This window comes from Paraburkholderia sp. BR10936, from assembly GCF_040965735.1.
Taxonomy (GTDB): domain Bacteria; phylum Pseudomonadota; class Gammaproteobacteria; order Burkholderiales; family Burkholderiaceae; genus Paraburkholderia; species Paraburkholderia nodosa_A.
Genome location: NZ_JBFRCM010000016.1, coordinates 198,081 through 222,007, shown reverse-complemented (window position 1 = coordinate 222,007; position 23,927 = coordinate 198,081). Strand labels below are relative to the sequence as shown.

The 23,927-nt window shown below is 65.3% G+C and carries 19 protein-coding genes; 9 read left to right on the top strand and 10 right to left on the bottom strand.

From position 1 onward, the window contains the following. Positions 1-9: 9 nt before the first annotated feature. Both AB4Y36_RS29575 and AB4Y36_RS29570 read right to left on the bottom strand, forming a co-directional pair. On the bottom strand, positions 10-990 hold the full coding sequence (locus tag AB4Y36_RS29575; RefSeq protein ID WP_069268021.1) for an ABC transporter permease: 981 nt from the start codon (positions 988-990) through the stop codon (positions 10-12). Positions 991-1,032: 42 nt separating this feature from the next. Beyond that, positions 1,033-2,634: an ABC transporter substrate-binding protein gene (locus AB4Y36_RS29570; RefSeq protein ID WP_368684865.1), complete on the bottom strand. Its 1,602-nt coding sequence runs from the start codon at positions 2,632-2,634 to the stop codon at positions 1,033-1,035. 302 nt (positions 2,635-2,936) lie between these two features. Between AB4Y36_RS29570 and AB4Y36_RS29565 the strand changes: the two genes are divergently transcribed. Then, complete coding sequence (locus AB4Y36_RS29565; protein WP_368684880.1) at positions 2,937-4,127, top strand: LLM class flavin-dependent oxidoreductase; 1,191 nt, start codon at positions 2,937-2,939, stop codon at positions 4,125-4,127. Positions 4,128-4,171: 44 nt separating this feature from the next. Here AB4Y36_RS29565 and AB4Y36_RS29560 read toward each other — a convergent pair whose 3' ends face one another. Then, on the bottom strand, positions 4,172-5,524 hold the full coding sequence (locus AB4Y36_RS29560) for an LLM class flavin-dependent oxidoreductase (RefSeq protein WP_368684864.1): 1,353 nt from the start codon (positions 5,522-5,524) through the stop codon (positions 4,172-4,174). A gap of 28 nt (positions 5,525-5,552) precedes the next feature. After that, complete coding sequence (locus tag AB4Y36_RS29555; RefSeq protein WP_069268017.1) at positions 5,553-6,788, bottom strand: acyl-CoA dehydrogenase family protein; 1,236 nt, start codon at positions 6,786-6,788, stop codon at positions 5,553-5,555. Positions 6,789-7,112: 324 nt separating this feature from the next. Here AB4Y36_RS29555 and AB4Y36_RS29550 point away from each other — a divergent pair, with 324 nt between their 5' ends. Genes AB4Y36_RS29550 through AB4Y36_RS29535 form a run of 4 tightly spaced genes read left to right on the top strand, consistent with a single transcriptional unit; the run spans position 7,113 to position 12,139 of the window. Then, entirely contained in the window at positions 7,113-8,177 is a 1,065-nt protein-coding gene (locus tag AB4Y36_RS29550; RefSeq protein WP_368684863.1) for an ABC transporter substrate-binding protein, read from the top strand. Between the two features lie 56 nt (positions 8,178-8,233). After that, positions 8,234-9,829: an ABC transporter substrate-binding protein gene (locus AB4Y36_RS29545; protein ID WP_368684862.1), complete on the top strand. Its 1,596-nt coding sequence runs from the start codon at positions 8,234-8,236 to the stop codon at positions 9,827-9,829. A gap of 42 nt (positions 9,830-9,871) precedes the next feature. Continuing rightward, complete coding sequence (locus tag AB4Y36_RS29540; RefSeq protein ID WP_368684861.1) at positions 9,872-10,924, top strand: aldo/keto reductase; 1,053 nt, start codon at positions 9,872-9,874, stop codon at positions 10,922-10,924. Positions 10,925-10,942: 18 nt separating this feature from the next. Next, positions 10,943-12,139: an acyl-CoA dehydrogenase family protein gene (locus AB4Y36_RS29535; protein WP_368684860.1), complete on the top strand. Its 1,197-nt coding sequence runs from the start codon at positions 10,943-10,945 to the stop codon at positions 12,137-12,139. A gap of 56 nt (positions 12,140-12,195) precedes the next feature. Here AB4Y36_RS29535 and AB4Y36_RS29530 read toward each other — a convergent pair whose 3' ends face one another. After that, a complete protein-coding gene (locus AB4Y36_RS29530; protein WP_368605808.1) occupies positions 12,196-13,158 on the bottom strand; it encodes a sulfonate ABC transporter substrate-binding protein in 963 nt (320 codons plus the stop codon). A 156-nt stretch (positions 13,159-13,314) separates the two neighbouring features. Between AB4Y36_RS29530 and AB4Y36_RS29525 the strand changes: the two genes are divergently transcribed. From AB4Y36_RS29525 to AB4Y36_RS29510, 4 genes are all read left to right on the top strand, one after another. After that, on the top strand, positions 13,315-14,202 hold the full coding sequence (locus AB4Y36_RS29525; RefSeq protein WP_368684859.1) for a MetQ/NlpA family ABC transporter substrate-binding protein: 888 nt from the start codon (positions 13,315-13,317) through the stop codon (positions 14,200-14,202). Positions 14,203-14,258: 56 nt separating this feature from the next. Further along, the gene (locus tag AB4Y36_RS29520) at positions 14,259-15,488 is read left to right on the top strand and encodes a porin (protein ID WP_368684858.1); all 1,230 of its coding nucleotides are present in this window, start codon (positions 14,259-14,261) and stop codon (positions 15,486-15,488) included. Between the two features lie 140 nt (positions 15,489-15,628). Continuing rightward, entirely contained in the window at positions 15,629-16,804 is a 1,176-nt protein-coding gene (locus tag AB4Y36_RS29515) for a fumarylacetoacetate hydrolase family protein (RefSeq protein WP_368684857.1), read from the top strand. A 17-nt stretch (positions 16,805-16,821) separates the two neighbouring features. Continuing rightward, positions 16,822-18,267 (top strand): aldehyde dehydrogenase (NADP(+)), encoded by a 1,446-nt coding sequence (locus AB4Y36_RS29510; protein WP_368684856.1) that lies wholly within the window; start codon positions 16,822-16,824, stop codon positions 18,265-18,267. Positions 18,268-18,355: 88 nt separating this feature from the next. Here the strand turns inward: AB4Y36_RS29510 and AB4Y36_RS29505 are convergent, their stop codons facing one another. The 5 genes from AB4Y36_RS29505 to AB4Y36_RS29485 all read right to left on the bottom strand — a co-directional run bounded on the left by AB4Y36_RS29505 (position 18,356) and on the right by AB4Y36_RS29485 (position 23,926). After that, positions 18,356-19,729, bottom strand: a complete 1,374-nt coding sequence (locus tag AB4Y36_RS29505; RefSeq protein ID WP_368684855.1) for an MFS transporter — start codon at positions 19,727-19,729, stop codon at positions 18,356-18,358. A 39-nt stretch (positions 19,730-19,768) separates the two neighbouring features. Beyond that, entirely contained in the window at positions 19,769-21,229 is a 1,461-nt protein-coding gene (locus AB4Y36_RS29500) for an NAD-dependent succinate-semialdehyde dehydrogenase (protein ID WP_368684854.1), read from the bottom strand. A 78-nt stretch (positions 21,230-21,307) separates the two neighbouring features. Then, positions 21,308-22,015 carry a GntR family transcriptional regulator gene (locus AB4Y36_RS29495; protein ID WP_368684853.1) on the bottom strand — a complete coding sequence of 236 codons (708 nt, stop codon included), beginning with the start codon at positions 22,013-22,015 and terminating at the stop codon, positions 21,308-21,310. A gap of 11 nt (positions 22,016-22,026) precedes the next feature. Continuing rightward, on the bottom strand, positions 22,027-23,115 hold the full coding sequence (locus AB4Y36_RS29490; RefSeq protein ID WP_069268007.1) for an ABC transporter ATP-binding protein: 1,089 nt from the start codon (positions 23,113-23,115) through the stop codon (positions 22,027-22,029). A gap of 16 nt (positions 23,116-23,131) precedes the next feature. After that, the gene (locus tag AB4Y36_RS29485; RefSeq protein ID WP_368605815.1) at positions 23,132-23,926 is read right to left on the bottom strand and encodes an ABC transporter permease; all 795 of its coding nucleotides are present in this window, start codon (positions 23,924-23,926) and stop codon (positions 23,132-23,134) included. Between the last annotated feature and the right edge of the window lies 1 nt (position 23,927).

Below are 23,927 nucleotides of genomic sequence, written 5' to 3'. Positions count from 1 at the left end.
GTTCCTCCGTTAGCCTATGCGCGGATCGAGCCATGCTTGCAGCAGATCGACCACGACGTTCGCGACGATGACGAGCAGCGACGACAGCAGCAGCACGCCCAGCAGCACGCTGAAGTCGCGCGCCAGCACCGCGTCGAGTGCAAGGCGGCCCAGCCCCGGCCAGCTGAATACCGTCTCCGTTACCGCCGCGCCGCCAAGCAGCGTGCCGAAATGCAGCCCGACGAGCGTGGTGAGCGGCATCAGCGCGTTACGCAGCACGTGCCGCAAGGTCACGCGCCACGGATGCAGACCTTTCGCGTGCGCCGTGCGCACGAAGTCCTGGCGCTGCACTTCGATCATCGCGGCACGCGTAATGCGCGCGTAGATCGCGACGAAGAAGGTGGCGAGCGTCGCCGCGGGCAGCAACACGTGCCTCGCGACATCGGCGACGTAGGCGAAGCCGTGCAGGTCCGCCCCGATCGTGATGTTGCCGCCGCTCGGCAGCCACCCTAGCCGGACCGCGAACAGAATGATGGCGAGCAGGCCGATCCAGAATCCAGGCGTCGAATAGAACAGCAGCGCGAACACCGACAGTACGCGGTCGGGCCACTTGCCGGCCCAGTGCGCCATCACGGCGCCGAGCGCCACGCCGACGACGAGCGCGAGCGACAGCGCCACGCCCATCAGCAGCAAAGTGTTGGGCAAGCGCGAAAGAATCAGCTGCATCACGGGCATGTCGTAACGCGGCGAGTAGCCAAGGCTGAAATGCGCGAGATGCTTCAGGTACGTCCCGAGCTGCACGAGCAAGGGCTGGTCGAGCCCGAACTTCGCGCGCAGCATCGTCATCGTTTCCGTCGTTGCGGAGCCGGCTTCGCCGGCGATCACGTCGGCGGCGTCGCCCGGCATCAGCTTGAGCAGGAAGAAGTTGAGGATCACGATGCCCAGCACCGTGGGCACCGCCTGCCAGGCGGTGCGGCGCAGGATCGTTTGCCAGCGGGCGCTTCGGCTCATCGTTGGGCTCCGTCGAGGGTGCGATGCGCGTTTGGCACGCGCTCAGGCACTCAGCCACACATCGGCGAAGTTGCCTTCCAGGCCCTGCGCGCTCACCGTGTGATCGTGCACGCGCCGGTTGGCGAGCGTGACCATGCGCGGCGCGACGAGATTGAGGATCGGCAGATCGCGGTAAACGGTTTGCTGGAACTGCTTGTAGAGGCTCACGCGGCGGCTTTCGTCGATTTCGACCGACGCCGATTCGAGCAGACGGTCCGCTTCCGCGCTGCTGTAATGCGGCGCATTCGAGAACGGCACGCCGGGGCGGATATTCTTCGACCAGTACAGGCGCTGCACGCCCACGGCCGGATCGAACAGCGTGTTGACGCCGATGCTCGTGAAATCGAACTGGCGGTCGGCGTAGACACGCTTGAGAAAAGACGGCAGATCCTGCGAGCGCACCGTGACGTCGATCCCCACGCGCGCGAGCGCCGATTTCACGTAGCCGGCCTGGCGCTGGTACATGTCGCCATACGGCAGGTAATCGTGTGTCAGCCTGAAGCGCACGCCATCCGCGCCGCGCGGCTTGCCCGCCGCATCGAGCAACGCCTCGGCCGCATGCGGGTCGAACGCGTAGGGCGTGATCTGCGCATCGTGATACGGCGAGGCGGGCGTGATGGGCGTGGGCGAGACGTCCGCATAACCGTAGGCCACGGTCTTCTGCACGACCTGCGCATTGATGGCGTGCGCGATGGCCTGGCGCACGCGTGGGTCCTTCAACACCGGATGATCGAGATTGAAATCGATCTCGGCCAAAGGCTCGAGGAAGCGGTAGCCACGCGTTTCCGTCACGAGCTGCGGTAATTGGGTGAGGCGCGGCAAGTCGGTGAGCGGCACGGGGTTCTCGCCGCCCAGATCGAGCGCGCCGGTTTCGAACGCCGCCGAGCGCGCGGCCGGATCGGGAATGACCTTGTAGACGAGCGCATCGATATACGGCTTGCCCGTGTCCCAGTAGTCGGGATTGCGCTCGTAGACAATGCTCGCGCCGCGCGTCCACGACTTGAAGCGGAACGGCCCGGTGCCAATCGGCGCGTTGTTGTGCGAGTTCGTGAGCGGGTCACCCGTGGCATACAGATGCTTCGGCACGATCGGCGACTCGCCCGCCGAGAGCGCCTTGAGCAGAAACGGCGCGGGCTTCGACAATTCGATGATGGCCGTGCTCGCGTCGGGCGTCTGCACTTGCGTCACGTTAGCAAAGGTACTGCGTCCGCGCGGATGTATCGCTTTGAGCAAATCGACCGAAAACGCCACGTCCGCGGAAGTGAACGGCTGGCCATCGTGCCAGCGCACGTTCTGACGCAGCCTGAAGGTGTAGCGCAGACCGTCGGGGCTCACGCTCCAGGCGGTGGCCAGTTGCGGTTGTGGCTTCAAGTCGAAGTCATAAGCAAGGAGTCCTTCCAGCACCTTCGAGCTTGCGGCGAGCGCCGGTCCCGTGGTCTGGAAGATCGATACCAGCACGGGCGGCTCGGGATTGATCAGCACGTTCAACGTGCCACCGCGCTTGCGCGCGATGGCGTCCTGGGCGCGCGCAAGCACGGGCAACCCCGCGGCGGCGGCGGCCGCGCCGCTTGCAATGAGAAACTCACGACGGGTCAAACGTGACATGCTGATGCGTTCCGATATCAGTGAAGCTACGAGAGGCTAAACGTTGCGATCTGCGCGAGCCGGGAAATTCGCGCCGTGGCGACAGTGCTGCAATCGTAGCAACGGCCTCTTCGCGCGCTAACCAAGCGATGCTGCTATCCATATGACCCGCCGCGCCGAAGCAGCAGCGCGACAACGCAATTGGAAAGCAGAAAAGCTTCTTTGTTATTCGCGAGCGGCACGTGTTTAATCAATGGATCGACCAATCGACTAGCACGGCGCCCCGCGCCGCAACGACCTCCAAGGTGTCTGTCTTGAGCGAAATTCCCGTGGCCGAGCCGCGCACTTCCTCCGTGGCGTCGACGCCCTTCGTGCCTGTAGCCTCCCCCGCCGCCTTCTCCGATAGTCCCGTGGCGCGTGCATTCGCGCAGCCGCTCATGCTGGGGCTGTTCCTGCCGATCCAGGCTGGCGGCTGGAGCGCATCGACGCTGCCGCGCGGTACGGACTGGTCGTTCGACTACAACGCCGCGCTCGTGCAGAAGTGCGAAGCGCTCGGATTCGATCTCGTTTTCGCCCTGTCGCAATGGCTGCCGAAAGGCGGCTATGGCGGCGTTTTCGACGGCCAAGCGCTCGACTCGTTCATGACGCTGGCGGCGCTGACCGCGCGCACCGAACGCATCATCCTGGCCGCCACGACCCATGTGCTCTACGGGCCGTGGCACCCGCTGCATTTCGCGAAGTTCACGGCTACACTCGACCACATCTCGCGCGGACGCTGGGGCGTCAACGTGGTGACGGGGCACCGCGCCGTCGAGCACGAAATGTTTGGCTGGAACCGCATCGAGCACGACCGGCGCTATGAGATGGCGGCCGAATTTCTCGACGCCGTGCAGCAGTTGTGGGCGCAACCGGACAACTTCAGTTTCGAGCCTGAAATTTCGAGCTGGCGCCTGCAAGGCGCGTACGTCACGCCCAAGCCGCGCTATGGGCGCCCGCTGCTCATCAACGCGACGGGCTCCGACGCGGGGATCGACTTCGCCGCGCGCTACTCCGACGTGGTGTTCATCACGAGCCCGGCGGGACCGCAGATCGATCGCGCGCTGGAAGCGCTGCCCGCGCACACCGCGCGCGTGAAGGCCGCGGCGCGCGCGTATGGGCGCGAGGTGCGCACGCTCATCAACCCGATGGTGATCTGCCGCGAGACGTCCGCCGAGGCACGCGCCTATCACGATGCCATCGTCGCACATGCCGACGAGGGAAGTTTTCACCGTTTCGACAGCGACGCACATGCCTGGCGCGGCGGTTTCGAAGATCGTGCGAAGGCCGCCTCACGCGCGGTGGGCGGCAACATCGCGATCGTGGGCTCGCCTGAAGAGGTGGCCGACAAGATCATCGAGCTTCACGCGGCAGGCGTCGACGGCGTGCAACTGAGCTTTTACGATTTTCAGCCCGACCTCGACTTTTTTGGCGAACGCGTGCTGCCTTTGCTGCGCGAGGCCGGCCTGCGCCGCTGAGTGGCATACTCGCGGCGCCCGAAGCGCGCCGCGCGAGCCCCACGTCAGACGCGCTGAAGCTCCTCGCCAATCGCCGCCACGCCCACGGCAGGCCGCTCGAGCCCGAGATGCGAGCGCAAGGTATTGCCTTCGTATTCGGTTCGAAAGAGCCCACGCCGTTGCAGGATCGGCACTACGCCGTCAACGAACGCCTCCAGCCCGTCCGGCAGCGCGTCCGGCATGAGGTTGAAGCCGTCGGCGGCCTCGCCTTTGAACCAGTGCTCGATATCGTTGGCGATCTGCTCAGGTGTGCCGACGATCACGCGATGACCGCCGCCGCCCGCGAGCGCGCGGATCAACTCGCGCACCGTGTGGCCGCCTCGCCGCGCCTCGGCGATCGTGGCATGGAAGAACGTGTGATTGCCATTGCCGCCGTTGGGTAGCGCGAGGTTATCCGGCAGGCGCGCGTCGAGGTCGAGCTGATCGGGTGAAAGGCCCAGTGTGCCGGCCAGACGCGTGAGGCTGTAGCGCCAGGGAATCTGCTCGACGAGTTCGTCGCGCCGCCGCAGCGCCTCGGCTTCGGTTGCGCCGATGATCGTCGTGAGGCCCGCGAGCACCTTCACACCCTGCGGGCGCCCGTATGCTGCGGCGCGCGCATTGAGGTCGCGCCGGTACGCCACCGATTCCTCGAACGACTGCGAAGCGGAGAATACGGCCTCGGCATGACGCGCCGCGAGATCGCGGCCATCCCCCGATCCGCCCGCCTGCACGAGCACAGGATGACCTTGTGGCGCACGCGGAAGATTCAGCGGCCCCTGCACCCTGAAAAAGCGGCCATCATGTTCGACAGGCCGCACCTTCGTCGCGTCGATGAAACGGCCGCCCGCCTTGTCGCCGATGAAGGCGTCGTCGTCCCAGCTGTCCCAGAGGGCCTTGACGAGTTCCGTGAACTCCGCAGCCCGCGCATAGCGCTGCGCGTGATCGGGCACCGTGTCGTAGCCGAAATTGCGCGCCGACGGCAAATCGGCCGTCGTCACGACGTTCCAGCCCGCCCGGCCACGGCTGACATGATCGAGCGTGGCGAAGCGACGCGCGATGTTGTACGGCTCGTTGTAGCTCGTGGAAGCCGTGCCAATCACGCCGATGAGCGTGGTCGCCGCCGCAATGCTGGCGAGCAGTACCGTGGGCTCGAGCGCCGTGATCGGACGGAAGTCGATCTGGTCGATGATCGCCGCGTTGTCGGCAAGAAAGACCGCATCGAATTTCGCGCGTTCAGCGAGTTGCGCGACCCGCACATAGTGCGCCACGTCCACGAATGCGCGGGGATCGGCATCGGCGAGACGCCACGCCGATGGCACGAAGCCCGAATGCAGGATATTGACGTTCAAATGCAGGCGGCGCGACGAAATTCGGCTCATTCTTTGGACACTCCCTCGATCGTGGGTTTCAAAAAACGCGGCCTTCGGTGAGGTGGGTCGTCACGCCGTTCAGGGCATAGTCGCCCACGACGCGCGCTTTGTGCAGCAGCGGGTTGTGACTAAAGATCGTGCGCAGGTTGCGCCAGTGCCGGTCGAAATTGTGCGCGCGCGAAGTGGCCGAAGCTCCCCCGGCTTCGAACAGGCGCTCGGCGGCTTCGAGCGCCAGCTTGCTCACCACGAGTTGCGTGCGCGCCGTCGCCAGTGCGCCTTCCAGCACGAGCTGATCGGCGTCCGGCGCACCCGCGCGGATCGCCTGCGCCGATCGATCGAGCGTGCGGGCGTTCTCGCGCACCAGCGCGTCGATCGCATGGCTGTGCGCGGAGAGCGTGCCAACGACCTGCTGAATGAAGGCATCCTCGCGTGCGGAGGGCGCCGTGCTGTGCAGTACGGGGCGCCCATGCTCCACCACGTAGCGCTTCGCATCCGCGACCACGTTGCGAACGATGCCGGCGGCCACCGCCACCAGGTGGAGTTGCCGCAGCGCGCCGCCATGACGGCCGGCGAGCGTGGCCAAGCCGCGTTCGGTGATTTCGTCCGCACGCACCAGCAGGTTCTCGAACACGAGACTGCCGCTCGCCGTCATGCGCTGCCCCATGCCGTCCCAGTCGTCGAGGACCGTGAGTCCTTCGCGCCGCACCGGCACGATCGCCACCACCGGTTGCCCCTCGTCGTTCAGCACGCTCAGGCGCGCGTAGTCGGAAAAGGCCGTGCCGGTCGAATAGTACTTGCGGCCGTCGAGCCGGTAATGCTCGCCGTCGCGCCGGAGCGCCGTGGTGTATTCGCCCGGACGCGACGTCCCCAGTTCGGTCGAGGCGCCGCCGAAAATCGCGCCGTCGATCACGCGCTGGATCTGCAGATCGTTGAACGGCGTGCGAGCCGACAGCAGCAGCGCTTCGGTCTGGTCGTAGTGAATCCGCAGCGCGTGGGCGAGATTGCTGTCGGCCGCGGCCAGCGTGGCGATCACGTCGAATTCGTCCACGAGCGAGCCACCCAGGCCGCCCCATTCGACCGGCAGCCGGAGGCGTCCCAGCCCCGAGCGCCGGAATGCGTCGAAGCCTTCGAAAGGCAATTCGCGACGTCCTTCGCGCGCAGCCGCCTCTTTGCCGATTTCATTCGCGAGCGCAGGCAAGTCGGCGAGCGCATCCTGCAACGACAGACTGGCCGCGCGAGCGCGCACCGGAAGTTGAGTGGGAAGAGCGGACATTGAGTTTTCCTTTTTGTCAGGCCCGCGAATTGTTTGATTCCCGGGCGGCCACGGGGCGTCTTGCCAAAAGGAAAAGTATAGGGAGCGCATTGCCCGCGACTAACCACGGAATTCGCATTTTGTTATTCGCATCTCTGCGTTGGCCGGCGGTTCGCGCAATCGGGCAGCACGGGGTTGCGGCCAAAGTAAATCACTTCCGCGCACGAACCTATTTCACGATTCGTTCTTTGACCTCGCCGCAAACGCTTGCCGATAATCGATTGTTCCATGCCGCCCGCGCACAGATCGTGCGCAATGCGCCTTGTTCGCCACCGAGGAATCTTGATGACGCTGCTCTGGTACACCCGTTGCCCTGCGCCGACGCCATTCGGCATTGCCGCCCAGCAAGGATTGCTGCAGGAAGAATTCGCTGCCGACGGCATCGAAGTGAAGGCATTGCAGGACGCCGACGACCCGGCCATTCGCCGCTCGCACTTCACGCATACGCAGCCGTGGTCGTTTCGCCAGGGCGGCAACATACCGGCGCTATGGGCGCGGGCGCAAGGCAGCGATACGCGGCTCATCGGTTTGAGCTGGGTCGATGAGTTCCAGGCGCTCATCACGCTCGATTCGCACCTCACGCCCACGCGCGCTTCGCTCGCGGGGCGCCGCTTCGGATTACCGATCAATGCCGCCGCTGGCGTCGTCGATTTCCATCGTGCCACGGCTTTGCGTGGCTTTCATACGCTGCTCGAAGCCATCGGCGTCTCGTCAGCCGAGGTCGAACTCGTGGATCTGCCGCATGCACCCCGTGGCCTCGCCCACGCAAAACCGGACGACTCGGCACCGCTCGGCGAATGGCTCGATGCGCAGCGCGCTCACGAGTTTTCCCGCGAGGCAGCGGCGCTGCTGCGCGGCGAGGCCGACGTAGTGTTCGTCAAGGGTGCGACGGGCCTCGATATCGCCAACTTGCTCGGCGCGCGCGTGCTGGTCGACATCAGCGCGCATCCCGACCGGCGGGCGCACGCCAACAACGGTACGCCGCGCCCGCTCACGGTCGATGCGCAACTGCTGCGCGAACGCCCCGATCTCGTCGAACGCGTGCTGGTTCGCACGCTCGACGCGGCCGCGTGGGCTGGCGCGCATCCCGGCGAAGTCACGCGCTATGTCGCCCGCGAAGTGCGCAGCGCCGAGCACTGGGTGACACGCGCGTATGGCGCGGGCCTGCACCGGCAACTCGCGATCGGACTCGATGCCGCAGCGCTCGACGCGCTCGCGCACTTCAAGCGCTTTCTCTTTGAGCAGGGCTTTATCGCGGACGATTTCGACTTCGCGCAATGGGTCGATCCGGCGCCGCTCGAGGCGGCGCTGGCCCGCCGCGCGGAGCGTGCCGGCGTGCTCGCAGGATAACCAAAGCGGCGCTGCCTGCCAGCGTCCATTTCCTCTTATCGCCTGTTGCCGAACCGATGATCGCTCACCTCCTGCGCACGGCGCCACGCCGTGTCGTTCTCATGCTCCTCGTCATGGCGAGCGTGGCCGCTCACGTTGCCGCGCACGCGCAAACGCGCGGCGGCACGCTCAATTTCGTGGTGACGCCGGAGCCTACTGCGCTCGTGGATGTCGCAACGACGGCAGTGAATGTCCTCAAGGTCAGCCCGAAAGTGATTGAAGGCTTGCTCGACTACGACTTCGATCTGAAGCCCAAGCCGCTGCTCGCCACCTCATGGGAGATCGAGGACGGCGGCCGCCGCTATGTGTTTCATCTGCGGCACGGCGTGAAATGGCACGACGGCGCGCCGTTTACCTCGGCCGACGTTGCATGGTCGATCGAAACGCTGCGCCGCGTGCATCCGCGAGCGCGCACCACCTTCGCGAACGTCACCGCGATCGCCACGCCGGACCCCTATACGGTCGTGCTGACGCTCAGCGAGCCGACGCCATGGCTGATACGTGCGTTCTCGGCTTCGGAAACGCCGATCCTGCCGAAGCACCTCTATGAAGGCAAGGACGTGCTCGCGAATCCGGCCAACAACGCGCCGATCGGCACCGGACCGTTTCGCTTCGTCAAGTGGGTGCGCGGCAGCTACATCGAATATGCGCGCAATGACGACTACTGGACCGCCGGCAAGCCGTATCTGGACCGCATCATCGTGAAGATCATCGCCGACCCCGCCGCGCGCGCGGTGGCGTTCGAGGACGGCTCGGTCGATCTCGGCGGCGATACGCCCGTGCCGCTCGCCGACCTCGACCGCCTCAAGGCCAATCCGAAGCTCGGCATCGAGACACGCGGCTACGAGTTTCAGGCGGGCGTGGCGCGCATCGAGTTCAATCTCGACAATCCGGTGCTCAAGTCCTTGAAGGTGCGTCAGGCGATTGCCTCGGCGATCGATCGCGAAGTGATCCGCAGGGTCATCTACTACGGCTACGCGACGCCCACCGCGAGCCCGCTGATGCCGTCGAACCCCTACTATGACGCGGCACCCGCGCCCTACCCGTTCGACATCGCGCGCGCCAACCGTCTGCTCGACGAGGCCGGTTATCCGCGCAAGGCGGACGGCACACGCTTTGCGCTCACGCTCGACCCGCTGCCCATCGGCGACCTGCCCGCCCGCACGGGCGAATACATCAAGTCGGCGCTCGCCCGCGTGGGGATAGCTGTGACGATCCGCAATCAGGATCTCGCAGCGTATTTGAAGCGCGTCTATACCGACCGGCAATTCGATTTCACCGTGAATGGCATGAGCAATCTGTTCGATCCGGTGGTGGGCGTAGCGCGTTTGTACACGACCGACAACTTTCGCCGCGGCGTGCCCTTCACCAACGGCTCGCACTACAGCAACCCGCAAGTCGACGGCCTGTTTGCGCAGGCTGCGCGGGAAAGCGATGAAACGAAGCGCAAGCAGCAGTTCGTGCAGATCCAGCGCATTCTGGAGCACGATCTGCCGGACCTGAATCTCGTGTCGCCGCAGTGGGTGACGCTCGCCTCGAAGCGTGTGCGCGACCACGCCATTTCACCCGACGGCACGGCCGCGAGTTTCGCCGATGTCTGGCTGTCGCGGTGAGCGCGCTCACGTCGCACTGTTTGAATGACTCAAGGAAAATCCATGGACTACCGGCAACTGGGCCATAGCGGCCTGAAAATCTCCACGCTGACGCTCGGCACGATGATGTTCGGCGGACCAACCGACGACGTCACGGCCGAACGCATCATCGAAGCCGCGCAGGAGCAAGGCGTGAATTCGATCGATACCGCCGACGTCTACCACCAGGGCGAGTCGGAGCGCGTGGTGGGCCGGCATATCGCGCGACAACGCGACCGCTGGGTGCTCGCCACGAAGTTCGGCAACCCCGTTGGCAACCCGCGCGAGATCAACGCGGCCGGCGCGTCGCGCAAGCACGTGATCCGCGCGGTCGAAGCGAGTCTCGGGCGGCTCGATACCGATTATCTGGACCTCGTGTATCTGCATCGCGAGGACCACCACACACCAGTCGAGGAAACCGTGCGTGCGCTGGGCGATCTGATCGCGGCAGGCAAGCTGAGACACTACGGGCTGTCGAATCATCGCGCCTGGCGCATTGCCGAGTTCAGCCGCGTGGCCGATCTGTTGGGCGTGCCGCGGCCCGTTGCGAGCCAGCCGCTCTACAACCTGGCCAATCGCCAGGTCGAGGCGGAGCAGTTGAGCGCCGCCTGGCACTATGGACTTGGCGTGATCTCATACAGCCCGCTCGCGCGTGGCGTGCTGACCGGCAAGTACGAGCCCGGTGCCCAGCCCGGAGCCGACACGCGCGCGGGACGGCAAGACCGCCGCCTGAGCGAGACCGAATGGCGCGCCGAAACGATCGAGCTTGCGCGGCGCGTAGAGGCGCATGCAAAGGAGCGCAGCCTCACCGCCGCGCAATTCGCGCTGGCCTGGGTGCTCAATAGCCGCTATATCACTTCGGCGATCGCTGGACCGCGCACCGAAGCGCAATGGCGCGACTATCTGCCCGCGCTACAGTATCGTCTCGATGAGGATGACGAAGCATTTGTCGATTCGCTCGTGGCAAGCGGCCATCCCTCGACGCCGGGGTTCAACGACCCCGGTCACCCGTTCTTCGGACGCCTCGTACGCCATGGCACCACGCAAGACCCGCGTGCGCCGGGCGGCGAACGCTAATTGCCCAGGGAGAGCACCGTGAACGCATTCACTCCGGACGCCGCGCTCGCGCGCGACGAGGACCAGGCCGCCGCGCTGATCGAGCGCGCGGCGCTGCTCGGCCGCGCGTTTGCCGCCCTGGCCGACGAGCATGACCGCAATGCCACTGCGCCGCTCGAGCAGTTCCGCGCATTGCGCGAAGCGGGCCTGCTGCGCGCGAATATTGCCCGCAGCGACGGTGGCTTCGGCGCGGGGCTCGCGGTGGCGCGTGCGATCGTCGCCGAAATCGCCTATGGCGATCCATCGGTCGCGCTCATTCTCTCGATGCACTACAGCCAGCACGCCATGATCGTGCACGACGCGCGCGAGCAAACGGGAAACTGGCCCGCAGCGCTCGCGCAGCGCCTCACGCGGGCGAGCGTGGAAGGCCGCGCGCTCGTCAACGCGGCCCAGGTCGAGCCCGCGCTCGGTTCGCCCTCGCACGGCGGCCTGCCAGACACGCTCGCGCGCCGCGAAGGCGCCTCGTGGCGCATCACGGGACACAAACTCTATGTGACGGGCGCACCCCTGCTCACGTGGATCAACGTGCTTGCACGCACCGACGAACCCGAGCCGCGTCTAGGCCATTTTCTCGTCCCCCGCGAGGCGGCGGGCGTGCGCATCGTAGAGACCTGGGACCCGCTCGGCATGCGGGCGAGCGCAAGCCACGACGTGGTGTTCACGGACGTGGCGATTGCCGTCGACGATGTCGTCGGCTTGAGACCGGCCCATCTCGGCGTGCAGCGCGATCCGCACGCCACGGCGTGGTACTTCAGTCTGGTCGGAACGGTCTACGACGGCGCGGCGCGTGCCGCGCGCGACTGGCTGCTTGCTTTCCTCACCGGGCGCAAGCCTGCCGCGCTAGGCGGGGCGGCGCTCGCCACCGTTCCCATCGTGCAGGAAAGCATGGGACGCATCGAGATGCTGCTGGCGAGCAACGACTGGCTGCTGCGCACCCATGCCGACGCGATCGACGCAGGTACGGCGCCCGCAGAGTTGTCCGCCGTCGTCAAACATAACGTGGTGGACAATGCGATTCAGGCCGTGGAAATGGCGCTCGAACTCGCGGGCAATCATGGGATCGCGCGGCACAATCCGCTCGAGCGCCATCACCGCAACGTGCAGTGCGCGCGCATTCACGCGCCGTCCAACAGCTTGTTGCGTACCATGGCGGCGCGCCGCGCGCTGGGCTTGTGAGCTGTGAGAAAGCCCCGGCGCGCGGGAGCGGCCGGGGCTGATGAAAAATCGTCACGCTAAACGATGCCTGGCGCTGCCGCTTCGAGCACGTTCACGCGCTTCGGAATCAGCTTGAGGTCGAAGAAGGTATTGGCGATCTGCTGCTGCTCGGCGAGGATGGCTTTCGTGATCGGCCCCGTGCCGAACTGCGCGCGCCCGATCGCCTCGCTGACCACGTCGTTCGGCAAGCCCCATACTTGCGCAAGCTGCGTGGCGAGCGCGGCGCGGTTGGCCTGCCCCCACTGATCGATCTGGCTCAATTCGTCGATTAGGATCTTGATGACATCCGGGTTCTGTTTTGCGTAGCTGAGCGACGAAAAATAGTAGGCGCGGTTGCCGACCACGCCGCTCGCATCGGCGAGAATGCGCGCATCGAGGGTCTTTTGCGCGGCGGCGAGAAACGGATCCCAGATTACCCACGCATCGATGGCGCCGCGCTCGAACGCCGCGCGCGCGTCCGCGGGCGCCAGGAACACGACTTTCACGTCGCCATACTGAATGTTGTGCGCCTGCAGCAGCTTGACGAGGAAATAATGGACGTTGCTGCCGCGATTGAGCGCGATGGTCTTGCCCTTGAGATCAGTCACGCTGCGAATGGCCGAGGCGTGCGGCACGAGCACCGCTTCCGCCTGCGGCCGCGGCACCGTGGCCGCGACATAAGCGAGCGGCGCACCGGCCGCCTGCGCGAAGATGGGCGGCGCCTCGCCCACGTCGCCGAAGTCGATCGAGCCTACGTTCAGGGCTTCGAGTTGCACCGGGCCTGCATCGAACTCTGTCCATGTGACCGCGACGCCGAGGGGCGCAAGCCGTTTCTCCAGCGTTCCGCGTCCTTTCAGCAGACTCAGATAACCTTTCTGATTGCCTACGCGCAACGTACGCGATGCGCTGGCCGCGCGCGCGGGAAGCGCGCCGAGCACTGGCAACGCGGCGAGCGCAGCGGCTCCGGCTGAGATTCGAATGAAGTTGCGGCGTGCGTTCATGCGTGGCTGCCTCGGCAATAGATAGAAAGAAGCCAATGTTATAAGCCGCGCGGCAGCGTGAAAACCATCGAATCCTGCGCTTCTAATTCCCGCTAAAGATAACCGCGGCGCCTCGTAATCCCTGCGCGTGGCCGATATGTAAATCTCGATTAAATATTGGCCGTCCGCAAAGGGCCCAACCATAATCGGCCTTTCCAAACCATCAAGTCACACATCATGCGACATCGATTAGTTATCCAAACGTTATTCTCCACTATCACGCTGTTTGCGCTGCCATCGCCGGCTACCCACGCCGCCGAAAATGCCGCGCACGTGTTGCGAGTCGGCTTTGTTCCCGGACCGTATGCCGACGAATTCCGGGAAGGCGTCGAGCCACAACTCAAGCGCAAGGGTTACACCATCCAGTACGTGAACTTCAGCACTGGGCTTGAAGCGAACCAGGCTGTGTGGCACGGCGAAATCGCCGCCGACGTGATGCAGCACAGCGTCTATCTGAAGGCATACAACGACCGGAACGGCACCGACCTTGTCAGCGTCGTGCAAGTGCCGACGCCCCCCATGGGCCTCTACTCGACCCGCCACCATTCGCTCTCCGAGGTGAAGGCCGGCGCAACGATCGCTGTGCCAAACGACCCCGTCAACCTCGAACGCGCGCTCAAGATTCTTCAAGAGATTGGCTGGATCCGCATTCGCGAGAATCCCAATCCCGTGGATGTTTCGGAGCGTGACGTGGTCGCCAATCCCGCCGGCATTCGCATCGTCCCGCTCGAAACCGCACAGGCGCCGCGTGCGCTCGAAGACGTCGATTTCGCAGCCATCCAGGGCAACTTCGCCATTTCCAGCGGGCACCGCCTGACCGACGCACTGGCACTCGAGCAAATGCGCTCACCTTACGTGAATCAAGTGGTCGTCAAATCGGCGAACCGTAATTCGCAGGAAACGGCCGATATCGTCGCGGCCTATCGTTCAGATGAATTCCGCGCGGCAATCCTGCGCAACCCGACCTACCGGGGCTATCGCCTGCCCGACTACTTCCCGCATTAACTCTTTCGATGTTTCCGATGCCTTAGCCTCGACCACGGCTTGACAAGCCCACAACCATGAAAAAAACACTTCTCGCGCTCACTACCATCGCACTGTCGCCCGTCGCCGCCTATGCCCAAAGCAGCGTGACGCTCTACGGTATCGTCACGGGCAACGTGACGTACACGAACAACGTTCAGACGGCGGCAACGCCTGCCGGTGGCAAGCCCACAGGCGGCGGGCAGGTCGCCCAGTTCGACAGCGGCAGCTCGGGCCCGAGTTCGAGCCGCTGGGGCCTGAAAGGCATCGAAGATCTGGGCGGCAGCGTGAAGACGCTGTTCGTGCTCGAAAGCGGCTTCAGCGTCAGCAATGGCACGCTCGGCCAGGGCGGCACCCTGTTCGGCCGTCAGGCCTGGATCGGGGTCACCGCGCCCAACTACGGTACCGCATCGCTCGGGCGTCAGTCGGACGCCGCGGTGGATTATGTGTCGCCGCTGCTCTATGCCTGGTACTTCGGCAACCTCGCGATCCATCCGGCCGACTATGACAATCTGAATTTCACGCACCGCATCAACAACGCGGTCAAGTACAGTTCGGACTCCTTTGGAGGATTCCGGTTCGGCGCGCTGTACAGCCTGGGCGGAGTAGCCGGCAACTTCACGCAGAATCAGTATTGGTCCGCGGGCTTCAGCTATACCGGGCCGAGCGTTGCCGTCGCGGCATCGATCATCAACGCGCGCAATCCGAACACTTCGCTCTATGGCACCAATGCGAATGCGAGTGCCACCGGCAACAATCTCGGCTCCGCCGGGTCCGCCACGACGCCGGCATCGAACCCGTCCATCTCGGGATTCGCGTCCGCCCGCACGCAACAGACGGTCGCCGTGGCCTCGACCTGGACGATCGGCTCCGCCATCCTGGGCCTCGCCTGGTCGAACACGCAATACCGCGATCTCGGCGCCACTGCCGCGCTGAACACGCAGAACTACCATGGCACGGCCTCGTTCAATACGGTGGGGGCGAGCGTGCGCTACCAGGTCACGCCCTTCCTGCGCGTCGGCACCTCGTTCGATTACACGAACGGCGGCAACCTGAACGGTACGGGCGGCGCGCGCTACGAGCAGTGGAATCTGGGCACCGGCTACTCGCTCTCGAAAGCCACCGAGCTGTATGTGACGGCTGCCTACCAGCATGCGAGCGGGGTAGATTCGTGGGGCCGCCAGGCAGTCGCGGACATCGGCTATCTCTCGCCCTCGACAACCTCGAACCAGGTTGCGGTGTCGGCCGGCATCAAGCACCTGTTCTAACCCGCATTACGGGCCGCCGCCCGGTCATTCTTCCGCGGCGGGCGATCGTCCAGCCAGTTGGACAAAGAGGCGTTCCTTTGGACGCGCACGCGCATCCGCCCTACGATGCGTGTCGCCACGCTCAATCCGGAACGCCCGCCATGTCCTCAACATCCGCTTATCTCCCGCACGATCTCGATAGCGCGCTGCTCGTCGGCCGTGTCTGGCGGCCCACGCCGGAGGGTGACGGGCCGTGCGTCGTCGTGGTGCGCGGCGGCATGGTCTTCGATATTTCGCAGGTGGCCCCCACCACGGCCGACCTGTTCGAATACGACGATCTGCTCGATGTCGTGCGGCATACGCCAGGCGAGCCGCTGGGCACGGCCGAGGCCCTGCTCGAACACAGCTTCGCGGGCGATCGCCCCGCGGATCGCCCCTGGCTGCTCGCGCCCTGTGATCTGCAGGCCATCAAGGCGTGTGGCGTGACGTTCGCCGTGAGTCTTCTGGAACGCGTGATCGAAGAACAGGCCGGTGGCGATCCCGCCAAAGCCCAGGACGTGCGCACCGAAATCACGAAGTTGATCGGCGCCGATCTTTCGAAAATCAAGCCGGGGTCCGAGGCCGCGATCAAGCTGAAGGAAGAACTTCAGCGCCGTGGTGCGTGGTCGCAATACATGGAAGTCGGTATTGGGCCGGACGCCGAGGTGTTCTCGAAGTCCCAGCCGATGTCCTCCGTGGGCTTCGGCGCCGATATCGGCCTGCATCCCGCCTCGGCGTGGAATAACCCCGAGCCCGAGGTCGTGCTCGCGGTCAACAGCCGCGGCGAGGTGGTCGGGGCGACGCTCGGCAACGACGTCAATCTGCGCGACATCGAAGGCCGCTCGGCCCTGCTGCTCGGCAAATGCAAGGACAACAACGGCTCGTGCGCGATCGGTCCGTTCATTCGTCTGTTCGATGAAGGCTTCACGCTCGACACGGTTCGTACCACCAGCGTCTCTCTGCGCGTGGAAGGCGTCGACGACAACTTCCTGCTCGAAGGCGTGAGCCACATGCAGGAAATCAGCCGCGATCCGCTCGACCTCGTTTCGCAGGCATGGGGCCGCCACCATCAGTATCCGGACGGTTTCATGCTGTTCCTCGGCACGATGTTCTCGCCGATCAAGGACCGCGACGCGCCCGGCGGCGGCTTCACGCATCACCTCGGCGACCGGGTCACGATCAGCGCGCCGCCGCTTGGCGCCATCGTCAACACTGTGCGCCTTTGCACCGAAATCGAACCGTGGACGTTCGGCGTGCGCGCCCTTTATACCAATCTCGCCGAGCGCGGTCTTTTTTAATCTGGAGTGAATTCGTAATGCAGACAGAAAACAACGCGTCTTTCGCGCGTATCGACGAAGCCGCCGCGCTCGCGCGTGAAGCACAGGCCCTTTACGGCGCGGCTTCGCGTGCCGTGCGCAGCGCCCTGCTGCGCGGCCTCGCCGACGCGCTCGAACGCGACGCCGCGCAGCTCGTCGCCATTGCGGACGAAGAAACGTCGCTTGGCGCCGCGCGCTTGAATGGCGAACTCGCGCGCACCGCGTTTCAGCTGCGCGGCTTCGCCGAGCGCGTGGACGCGGGCGTCGCCAATCGCCACGTCGACGACGCGGCCGTCCCCGGCGCGCCGCCCGCGGGCCGCCCGCACCTCACGCGCGTGCAACTGCCGCTCGGGCCGGTGGCGATGTTCTCGGCGAGTAATTTCCCGTTCGCGTTCTCGGTGCTCGGCGGCGATACGGCCTCGGCACTCGCTGCGGGTTGCACGGTAATCGTCAAGCCGCATTCGGGCCATCCCGAACTGTCGCGCCGCGTGCATGCGCTCGCCGCGCGGGTGCTGCGCGAACAGGGCCTGCCCGAAGGCGTGATTGCGTTCGTCGATCAGGCGTCGCGCGAAGCGGCTGTGCATCTGGTCGGTCACGCCGATGTCGCGGCGGTGGCGTTCACGGGTTCGTATCAGGGCGGCGTGGCCCTGTGGCGCGCGGCCAATGCGCGTCGCCGGCCGATTCCGTTTTATGGGGAACTCGGCTCGATCAATCCGCTCGTCGTGCTGCCGCAAGCCCTTGCGGAAGGCGTCGATACGCCCGCCGCCACCCTCGCCGCTTCGATCACGATGGGCTGCGGCCAGTTCTGCACGAGCCCCGGGTTGATCGTCGTGCGCGACGACGCCGACGGCGAGCGCTTCGCACAGGCGCTGGCGCAAGCGTTGTCCGCGCAAAAGCCGCATGCCATGCTCACGTCCGCCATGCGCCGCGGCTTCGAAAGCGCCGCTGCGCATATCGCGAGCCAGGCGGGCGTGCGCGTGCGTCTCGCTGCACCGGCAGACGACGAGCAATCCGCAGCGCCCGCGCCGCGTCTGTTCGAAACCGACGCGCAGACGTTCATCGCCAACGTAGCGCTGCACGAAGAGATGTTCGGTCCGGCCGCGCTGATCGTGAAGGTGCGTGACGAAGGGCAGACGCTCGAGGTGCTCGCCGCGGTCGAGGGTTCGCTCACGGTCACGCTGTGGGGCGCGCAAGCCGATACGCCGGAAAATCGTGCGCTCGCAGTCGCTGCGCAACGTATCGCAGGTCGCGTGCTGTTCGGCGGCGTGCCGACGGGCGTTGCCGTGTGCGATGCGCAGCAGCATGGCGGCCCGTGGCCCGCTTCGACGCAGCCGCAAACCACCTCGGTCGGTTATGCGGCCATCGAGCGCTTCCTGCGCCCCGTTGCGTTGCAGGATGCGCCGCAATGGGCGATTGCCGCGACGAGCGGAACGGCGTCGGCATAAGGCAAGTCGTAACACGCACGATTGAAGCGGTAGAAAAGCGGAGACCGGATATTGAATCCGGTCTCCGCTTTTCACTTTCAGCATTGAGTTACTCGCTATCTGCAACCTGCCTGGGAACGGCAAGCACGGCAAGCGCCGCTGCGAGGCCCGCGCCCGCAAATGCGTAGAAGTTCCACGGCAGCGGCGCGCCAGCTTGTGCCAGCGCACCACCGATCAACGGTCCGGCGATGGCGCCGAAACGCCCTATTCCCAGCGCCCAGCCAATGCCCGTCGCCCGGTTGCGGGGCGGGTAGTAGCGTGTGATATACGCGCCAAGCAGCATCGTGTTGCCGATCGTGCCCGCGCCGGCAATGCCCACGAGCACATAGGTTTGCAGCGTGCCATGGGCGAACGGCAGCGCGCACAGGCTGGCTGCGGCGAGCAGGTAGAGCACGCTGACCACGCACTTCGAACCCAGGCGGTCGGCCAGCGCGCCACCAAGCAGCGAGCCCAAAGCCGCGGTTGAATTGAGCGTCACCAGCAATGCAAGACTCGATCCGAGCGGGAAGCCGGCCTTGCGCATGAGTTGCGGCAGCCAGGTGCTCAGGCCGTAGAGCAAAAGCAAGCCCATGAACATCGCGATCCAGAACGCCAGGGTGGCGCGCACGGTGGACGCGTCGAAGAGCGCGCGAATCGGCGCGGCTTTTTCAGCATTCTTAGCGTGCACGGCCCGCGCCCCGGTTTCGTTCTCTAGCGCCGAATGTCGAATGCCGAGCGCTTGTGCAACGCCGCGTGCCTCTGCGATGCGGTTTCTCGCCAGCAGGAACTCCAGCGACTCCGGCAAATGGCGCGCCGTGAGCGCCACGAGAATGAGCGGCGCGGCGCCCACGCCGAACAGCAACCGCCAGCCGTGCGTCGGCAACCAGTTCATCGCGAGCAGCGCGACCAGAATGCCGCCCAGCGAATATCCCGTGTAAATCAAGGCATAGTTGAAAGAACGGCGCCCAGGCGGCGAGTATTCGACGGTGAGCGCCGCCGCGGTCGGCACGACGCCGCCAAGCCCGAGTCCGCCCACGATCCGCGCGACGACGAACCAGGCTGGCGTGGGCGCGAGCGCGGCGGCCGCCATCATCGCGGAGAAAAGCGCCGCACTGCCGAGCAGCATGCGGCGCCGGCCGATCATGTCGCTGAGCGTGCCCGCACCCATGGCGCCGATCATCATGCCCGCCAGCGAGCAGCTTGCGATCGCGCCCAGTTGCAGCGCCGACAAGGACCAGTCGGTGCCATGCGTGAGCATGGGCAGCACCGCCCCGTAAATCGCGACGTCATAGCCTTCGGCAAGGATCATCGCAAGGCAGATCGCGACGACTCGCACCGTCACGCGAGTGGGTATCGCAACGGAAGCGGGATCGAAGCGGTAGTCCGCTTCGCTTTGCGCGCGTTCCAGCGTGACCTCGGCGCTGCTTGATGACGACGTATTCATGGCGGCGTGTCCCCATTCTTTTTTGTGTGAATCCGGCGATCAAACCGCCATGCACAGGTACTTGATGACGAGATAGTCATCGATGCCGTAGTGCGACCCCTCCCGGCCCAGACCCGATTGCTTGACGCCGCCGAACGGCGCGACCTCGTTCGAGATCAATCCGGTATTGATGCCCACCATGCCGTATTCGAGTTGCTCGGCCACGCGCCAGATACGGCCGATATCGCGGCTGTAGAAGTAGGCGGCGAGGCCGAACTCCGTGTCGTTGGCGAGCTTCACCACTTCTTCGTCGCTCGAGAAACGGAACAGCGGCGCGAGCGGGCCGAACGTCTCTTCTCTTGCTACATCCATTTGCGCGGTGACGCCGGTCAGCACCGTGGGCTCGAAGAAGCCTTGGCCGAGCGTGTGGCGCTTTCCGCCCGTGGCGAGCGTCGCGCCTTTGCCCACTGCATCGGCGATATGCGCTTCGACCTTTCTGACCGCTGCCTCGTTGATGAGCGGTCCGAGCGCGACGCCGCCCTCCGTACCGTGCCCGACCTTCAGCCCCTTAACGGCTGTCGCGAGCTTCGCGGCGAACGCGTCGTACACGCGCTCATGCACGTAGATGCGATTCGTACAGACGCACGTTTGCCCGTTGTTGCGGTACTTCGAGGCGATGGCGCCTTCCACCGCGGCATCGAGATCCGCGTCGTCGAACACGATGAACGGCGCGTTGCCGCCGAGTTCGAGCGTCACCTTCTTCACTGTGGGCGCGCTTTGCGCCATCAGCAATCTCCCGACGCCCGTCGAACCGGTAAACGACAGCTTGCGAACCACGGGACTGCTGGTCATCGCGCCGCCAATCGCCTTGGGATCGCCAGTGACGACGTTGAGCACGCCTCTGGGCACGCCGGCCCGCTCCGCCAGCACCGCCAATGCGAGCGCGGAGAACGGCGTGGCTTCCGCAGGTTTCACGACGATCGGGCAGCCTGCCGCGAGCGCCGGGCCCACCTTGCGGGTAATCATGGCCGTGGGGAAATTCCACGGCGTGATGGCGGCGCAAACGCCGATCGGCTCCTTGATGACAACGAGCCGCTTGTCCGAAGCGGGCGTCGCTAGCGTGTCGCCCGCCACGCGTTTGCCTTCCTCGGCGAACCACTCGATGAACGACGCGCCGTAGGCGATCTCGCCTTTCGCTTCCGCGAGCGGCTTGCCCTGTTCCGCGGTCAGGATCAGCGCGAGATCGTCGGCGTGCTCGATCATCAGGTCGTACCAGCGGCGCATGACTGCCGCACGCTCCTTGGCCGTGCGCACGCGCCACGCCGGCCACGCGGCATTGGCCGCCTCGATGGCTCGCGTCGTTTCGGCTTCTCCCATCAAAGGCACGCTGCCGAGCGACGCGCCCGTCGCCGGGTCGAACACGTCGAAGCTCGCGCCCGAGTCGGCCTTGCACCATTGCCCATCGATATAGGCTTGATGGCGCAACAGCGCCGCGTCTTTCAACAGGGTCTTCAATTCCACGTGACTTTCCTTCGATGCATAAAAAGTTGATGGCCCACTCAGGCAGAGCACGCCAATAGTCAGTACAGCCAGGCTGCGTTATCCTGCCTGGCGCCACGACGCGTGCTCGTGCCCCTCCGCCAGCAGCTTGCGCGCAATCTCGGCCACTCTGTCCACGTGCGCGATCGCGGCCTCGCGTGCGCCGGTCGCGTTGCCGGCTTGAATGGCGCTCAGGATGCGGTGCATTTCATCGACAGCCTGGCGGCCGCGGTCATCGGAAGCGATTGTCAGGGCTCGCAAGCGGTTGATGCGCGCCGTCAACGACTGCACGATCTCCCAGGCCACGCGCTTTTGCCCGGCAATGAACATGCGCTCGTAGAAGGCCGTGGTGAGTGCTCGCACGGCATGATGGTCCTGCGCTTCGAAGGCCGCCTGAATCCGGTCGACGAAGCCGGCGAGATCAGCGACGGTGCCCTCGTCAGCATGCTGCGCGCACGCCATGGCGGCTTCGCCTTCAAGGAGGGCGCGTATTTCGTAGATCTCCGCCGCCGTCTCGAAGTCGAGCACGGCGACGATCGGCCCCTGGTTCGGAATCGAGTCGACGAGACCCTCCGTTTCCAGATGCCGCAAAACTTCCCGCACCACGGTGCGGCTCACGCCGAGAATTTCGCATAGCGAGCGCTCGACCAGCCGCTCGCCTGAATGAAAGTGCGCCTCCAGAATGGCCGTGCGCATTTTTTCGAGGGCGAGCTCCCGCAAGGTGGCCGTGGGACGCTCGACCCGCAGCGATGGCAGTGCGTCACTCATGACAGCCGCCATCACGCTTGCGCGAACAGGCGCACGTCGCGCGCGTCCCAGTCGACGAGCGCCTGCGTGCCGATCATGATCCCGCCGTCGTGGCGATGCGCCGCCGGCATGCGAATCGAGATCTCCTGCTGCCAGGGCGTGGCTACCGCGTAGTGCATGGCGTCGCCGAGATAGGTGACGTCGCGCACCGTTACGGGCAAGCCTGTCGTGCCGTTTGCGCCTTGCAGCGAGCTGAGGCGCATCTGCTCCGGGCGGATCATCAGCGTGCCGTCGTCGCCGGCGGCGAGTGACGGATTGAACGCGTCCGATGCGATTTCATGGCCATTCGGGAACACGCCGTTCATGCGGCCTTCGCTGGTCTTCGTCACCTTCACGGGCAGGAAATTCGAATTGCCGATGAAGCTCGCAACAAAGCGCGAAGCCGGGTTCGCGTAAAGCTCCTCGCCCGTGCCGACCTGCTCGATGCGGCCTTTGTTGAACACGGCGATGCGGTCGGAGAGGCGCAGCGCTTCCTCCTGGTCGTGCGTGACGTAGAGAATCGTCACGCCCGTCTCCTGGTGAATGCGGCGCAATTCGAGCTGGATTTCCTCGCGCAGCTTCTTGTCGAGCGCCGAGAGCGGTTCGTCCATCAGCAGCACGGGCGGATCGTAGGCCAGTGCGCGCGCAATCGCCACGCGTTGCTGTTGCCCGCCCGAGAGCTGTGCGGGCATGCGGTCGCGGCACTCGGAAAGATGCACGAGCTTGAGCATCTTTTCCACTTTCGCCTTGACTTCCGCTTCGGGGCGGCGGCGCACGCGCAGCGGAAACGCCACGTTCTCGCCCACCGTGAGATGCGGAAAGAGCGTATAGCGCTGAAACACCATGCCGATGTTGCGCTTGTTGGGCGCCACCGCCAGCAGCGGCTTGCCGTCGAGCAGCACGCGCCCTTCCGTGGGCTCCTGAAAGCCCGCGACGATATAGAGTGTCGTGCTCTTGCCCGACCCCGACGGTCCGAGGAAGGTCATGAATTCGCCCTTGCGCACATCGAGCGACACCTGGTCGATGGCGACGACGTCGTCGTAGGTCTTGCGCAGGCGCTGGATTTGCAGGAAAGCAGTCATGGCTTGTTTACCTCGATTAGCGGCCGCGGCGCACGAGAGCGCCCGCCAGCATCAATAACGTTGTCAACGCGACGAGCAGCGAAGACGCCGCTGCAACGACGGGCGTCAGGTCCTGGCGCAGCGTGGACCAGATCCGCACGGGCAGCGTCTGCAGCGTCGGGCTCGACATGAAGATGGACACGACCACCTCGTCCCACGATGCGAGGAACGAAAAGATCGCCGCGGCGTAGAGCCCGAGCCGGATGGCCGGCAGCGTGACCTTCAGCTTCACCATCAGCGGTGAGGCGCCGCAAATGAGCGCAGCGTCTTCCAGTGACGTGTCGAAACTCGCGAGCGAATTGCTGATCGAGATGATCGAGAACGGCAAGGCGATGATCAGGTGGCCGATCACGAAACCCGTCATCGTGCCGTTCATGCCGATGCGCAGGAAGAACGCATAGAGCGCGACGGCAAGCACCACGACCGGCAGCACCATCGGCGTGATGAAGAAGGCCTGCACCGCGCCGCGCCCGCGAAACTTGCCGCGTACGAGCGCAAGCGAAGCGAGAAAACCGATGGCGACGGAGAGCACCGTGACGATCACGGCGAGCTTCGCGCTCGTGAGCAGCGAGTCGATCCAGCCCGCATCGGTGAAGAGCTGCCGGTACCATTCGAGCGTCCAGCCCGGCGCTGGAAAGATGAGCCACTGCGAGTCGCCGAACGAGAGCGCGACGATAAAGACGATCGGCAGCAGGAGAAACAGCGCGACGGCCCCGCCCACGGCCAGCAACATCCAGCGCAACGCGCCCAGGCGATCGAAATCGAGCAACATG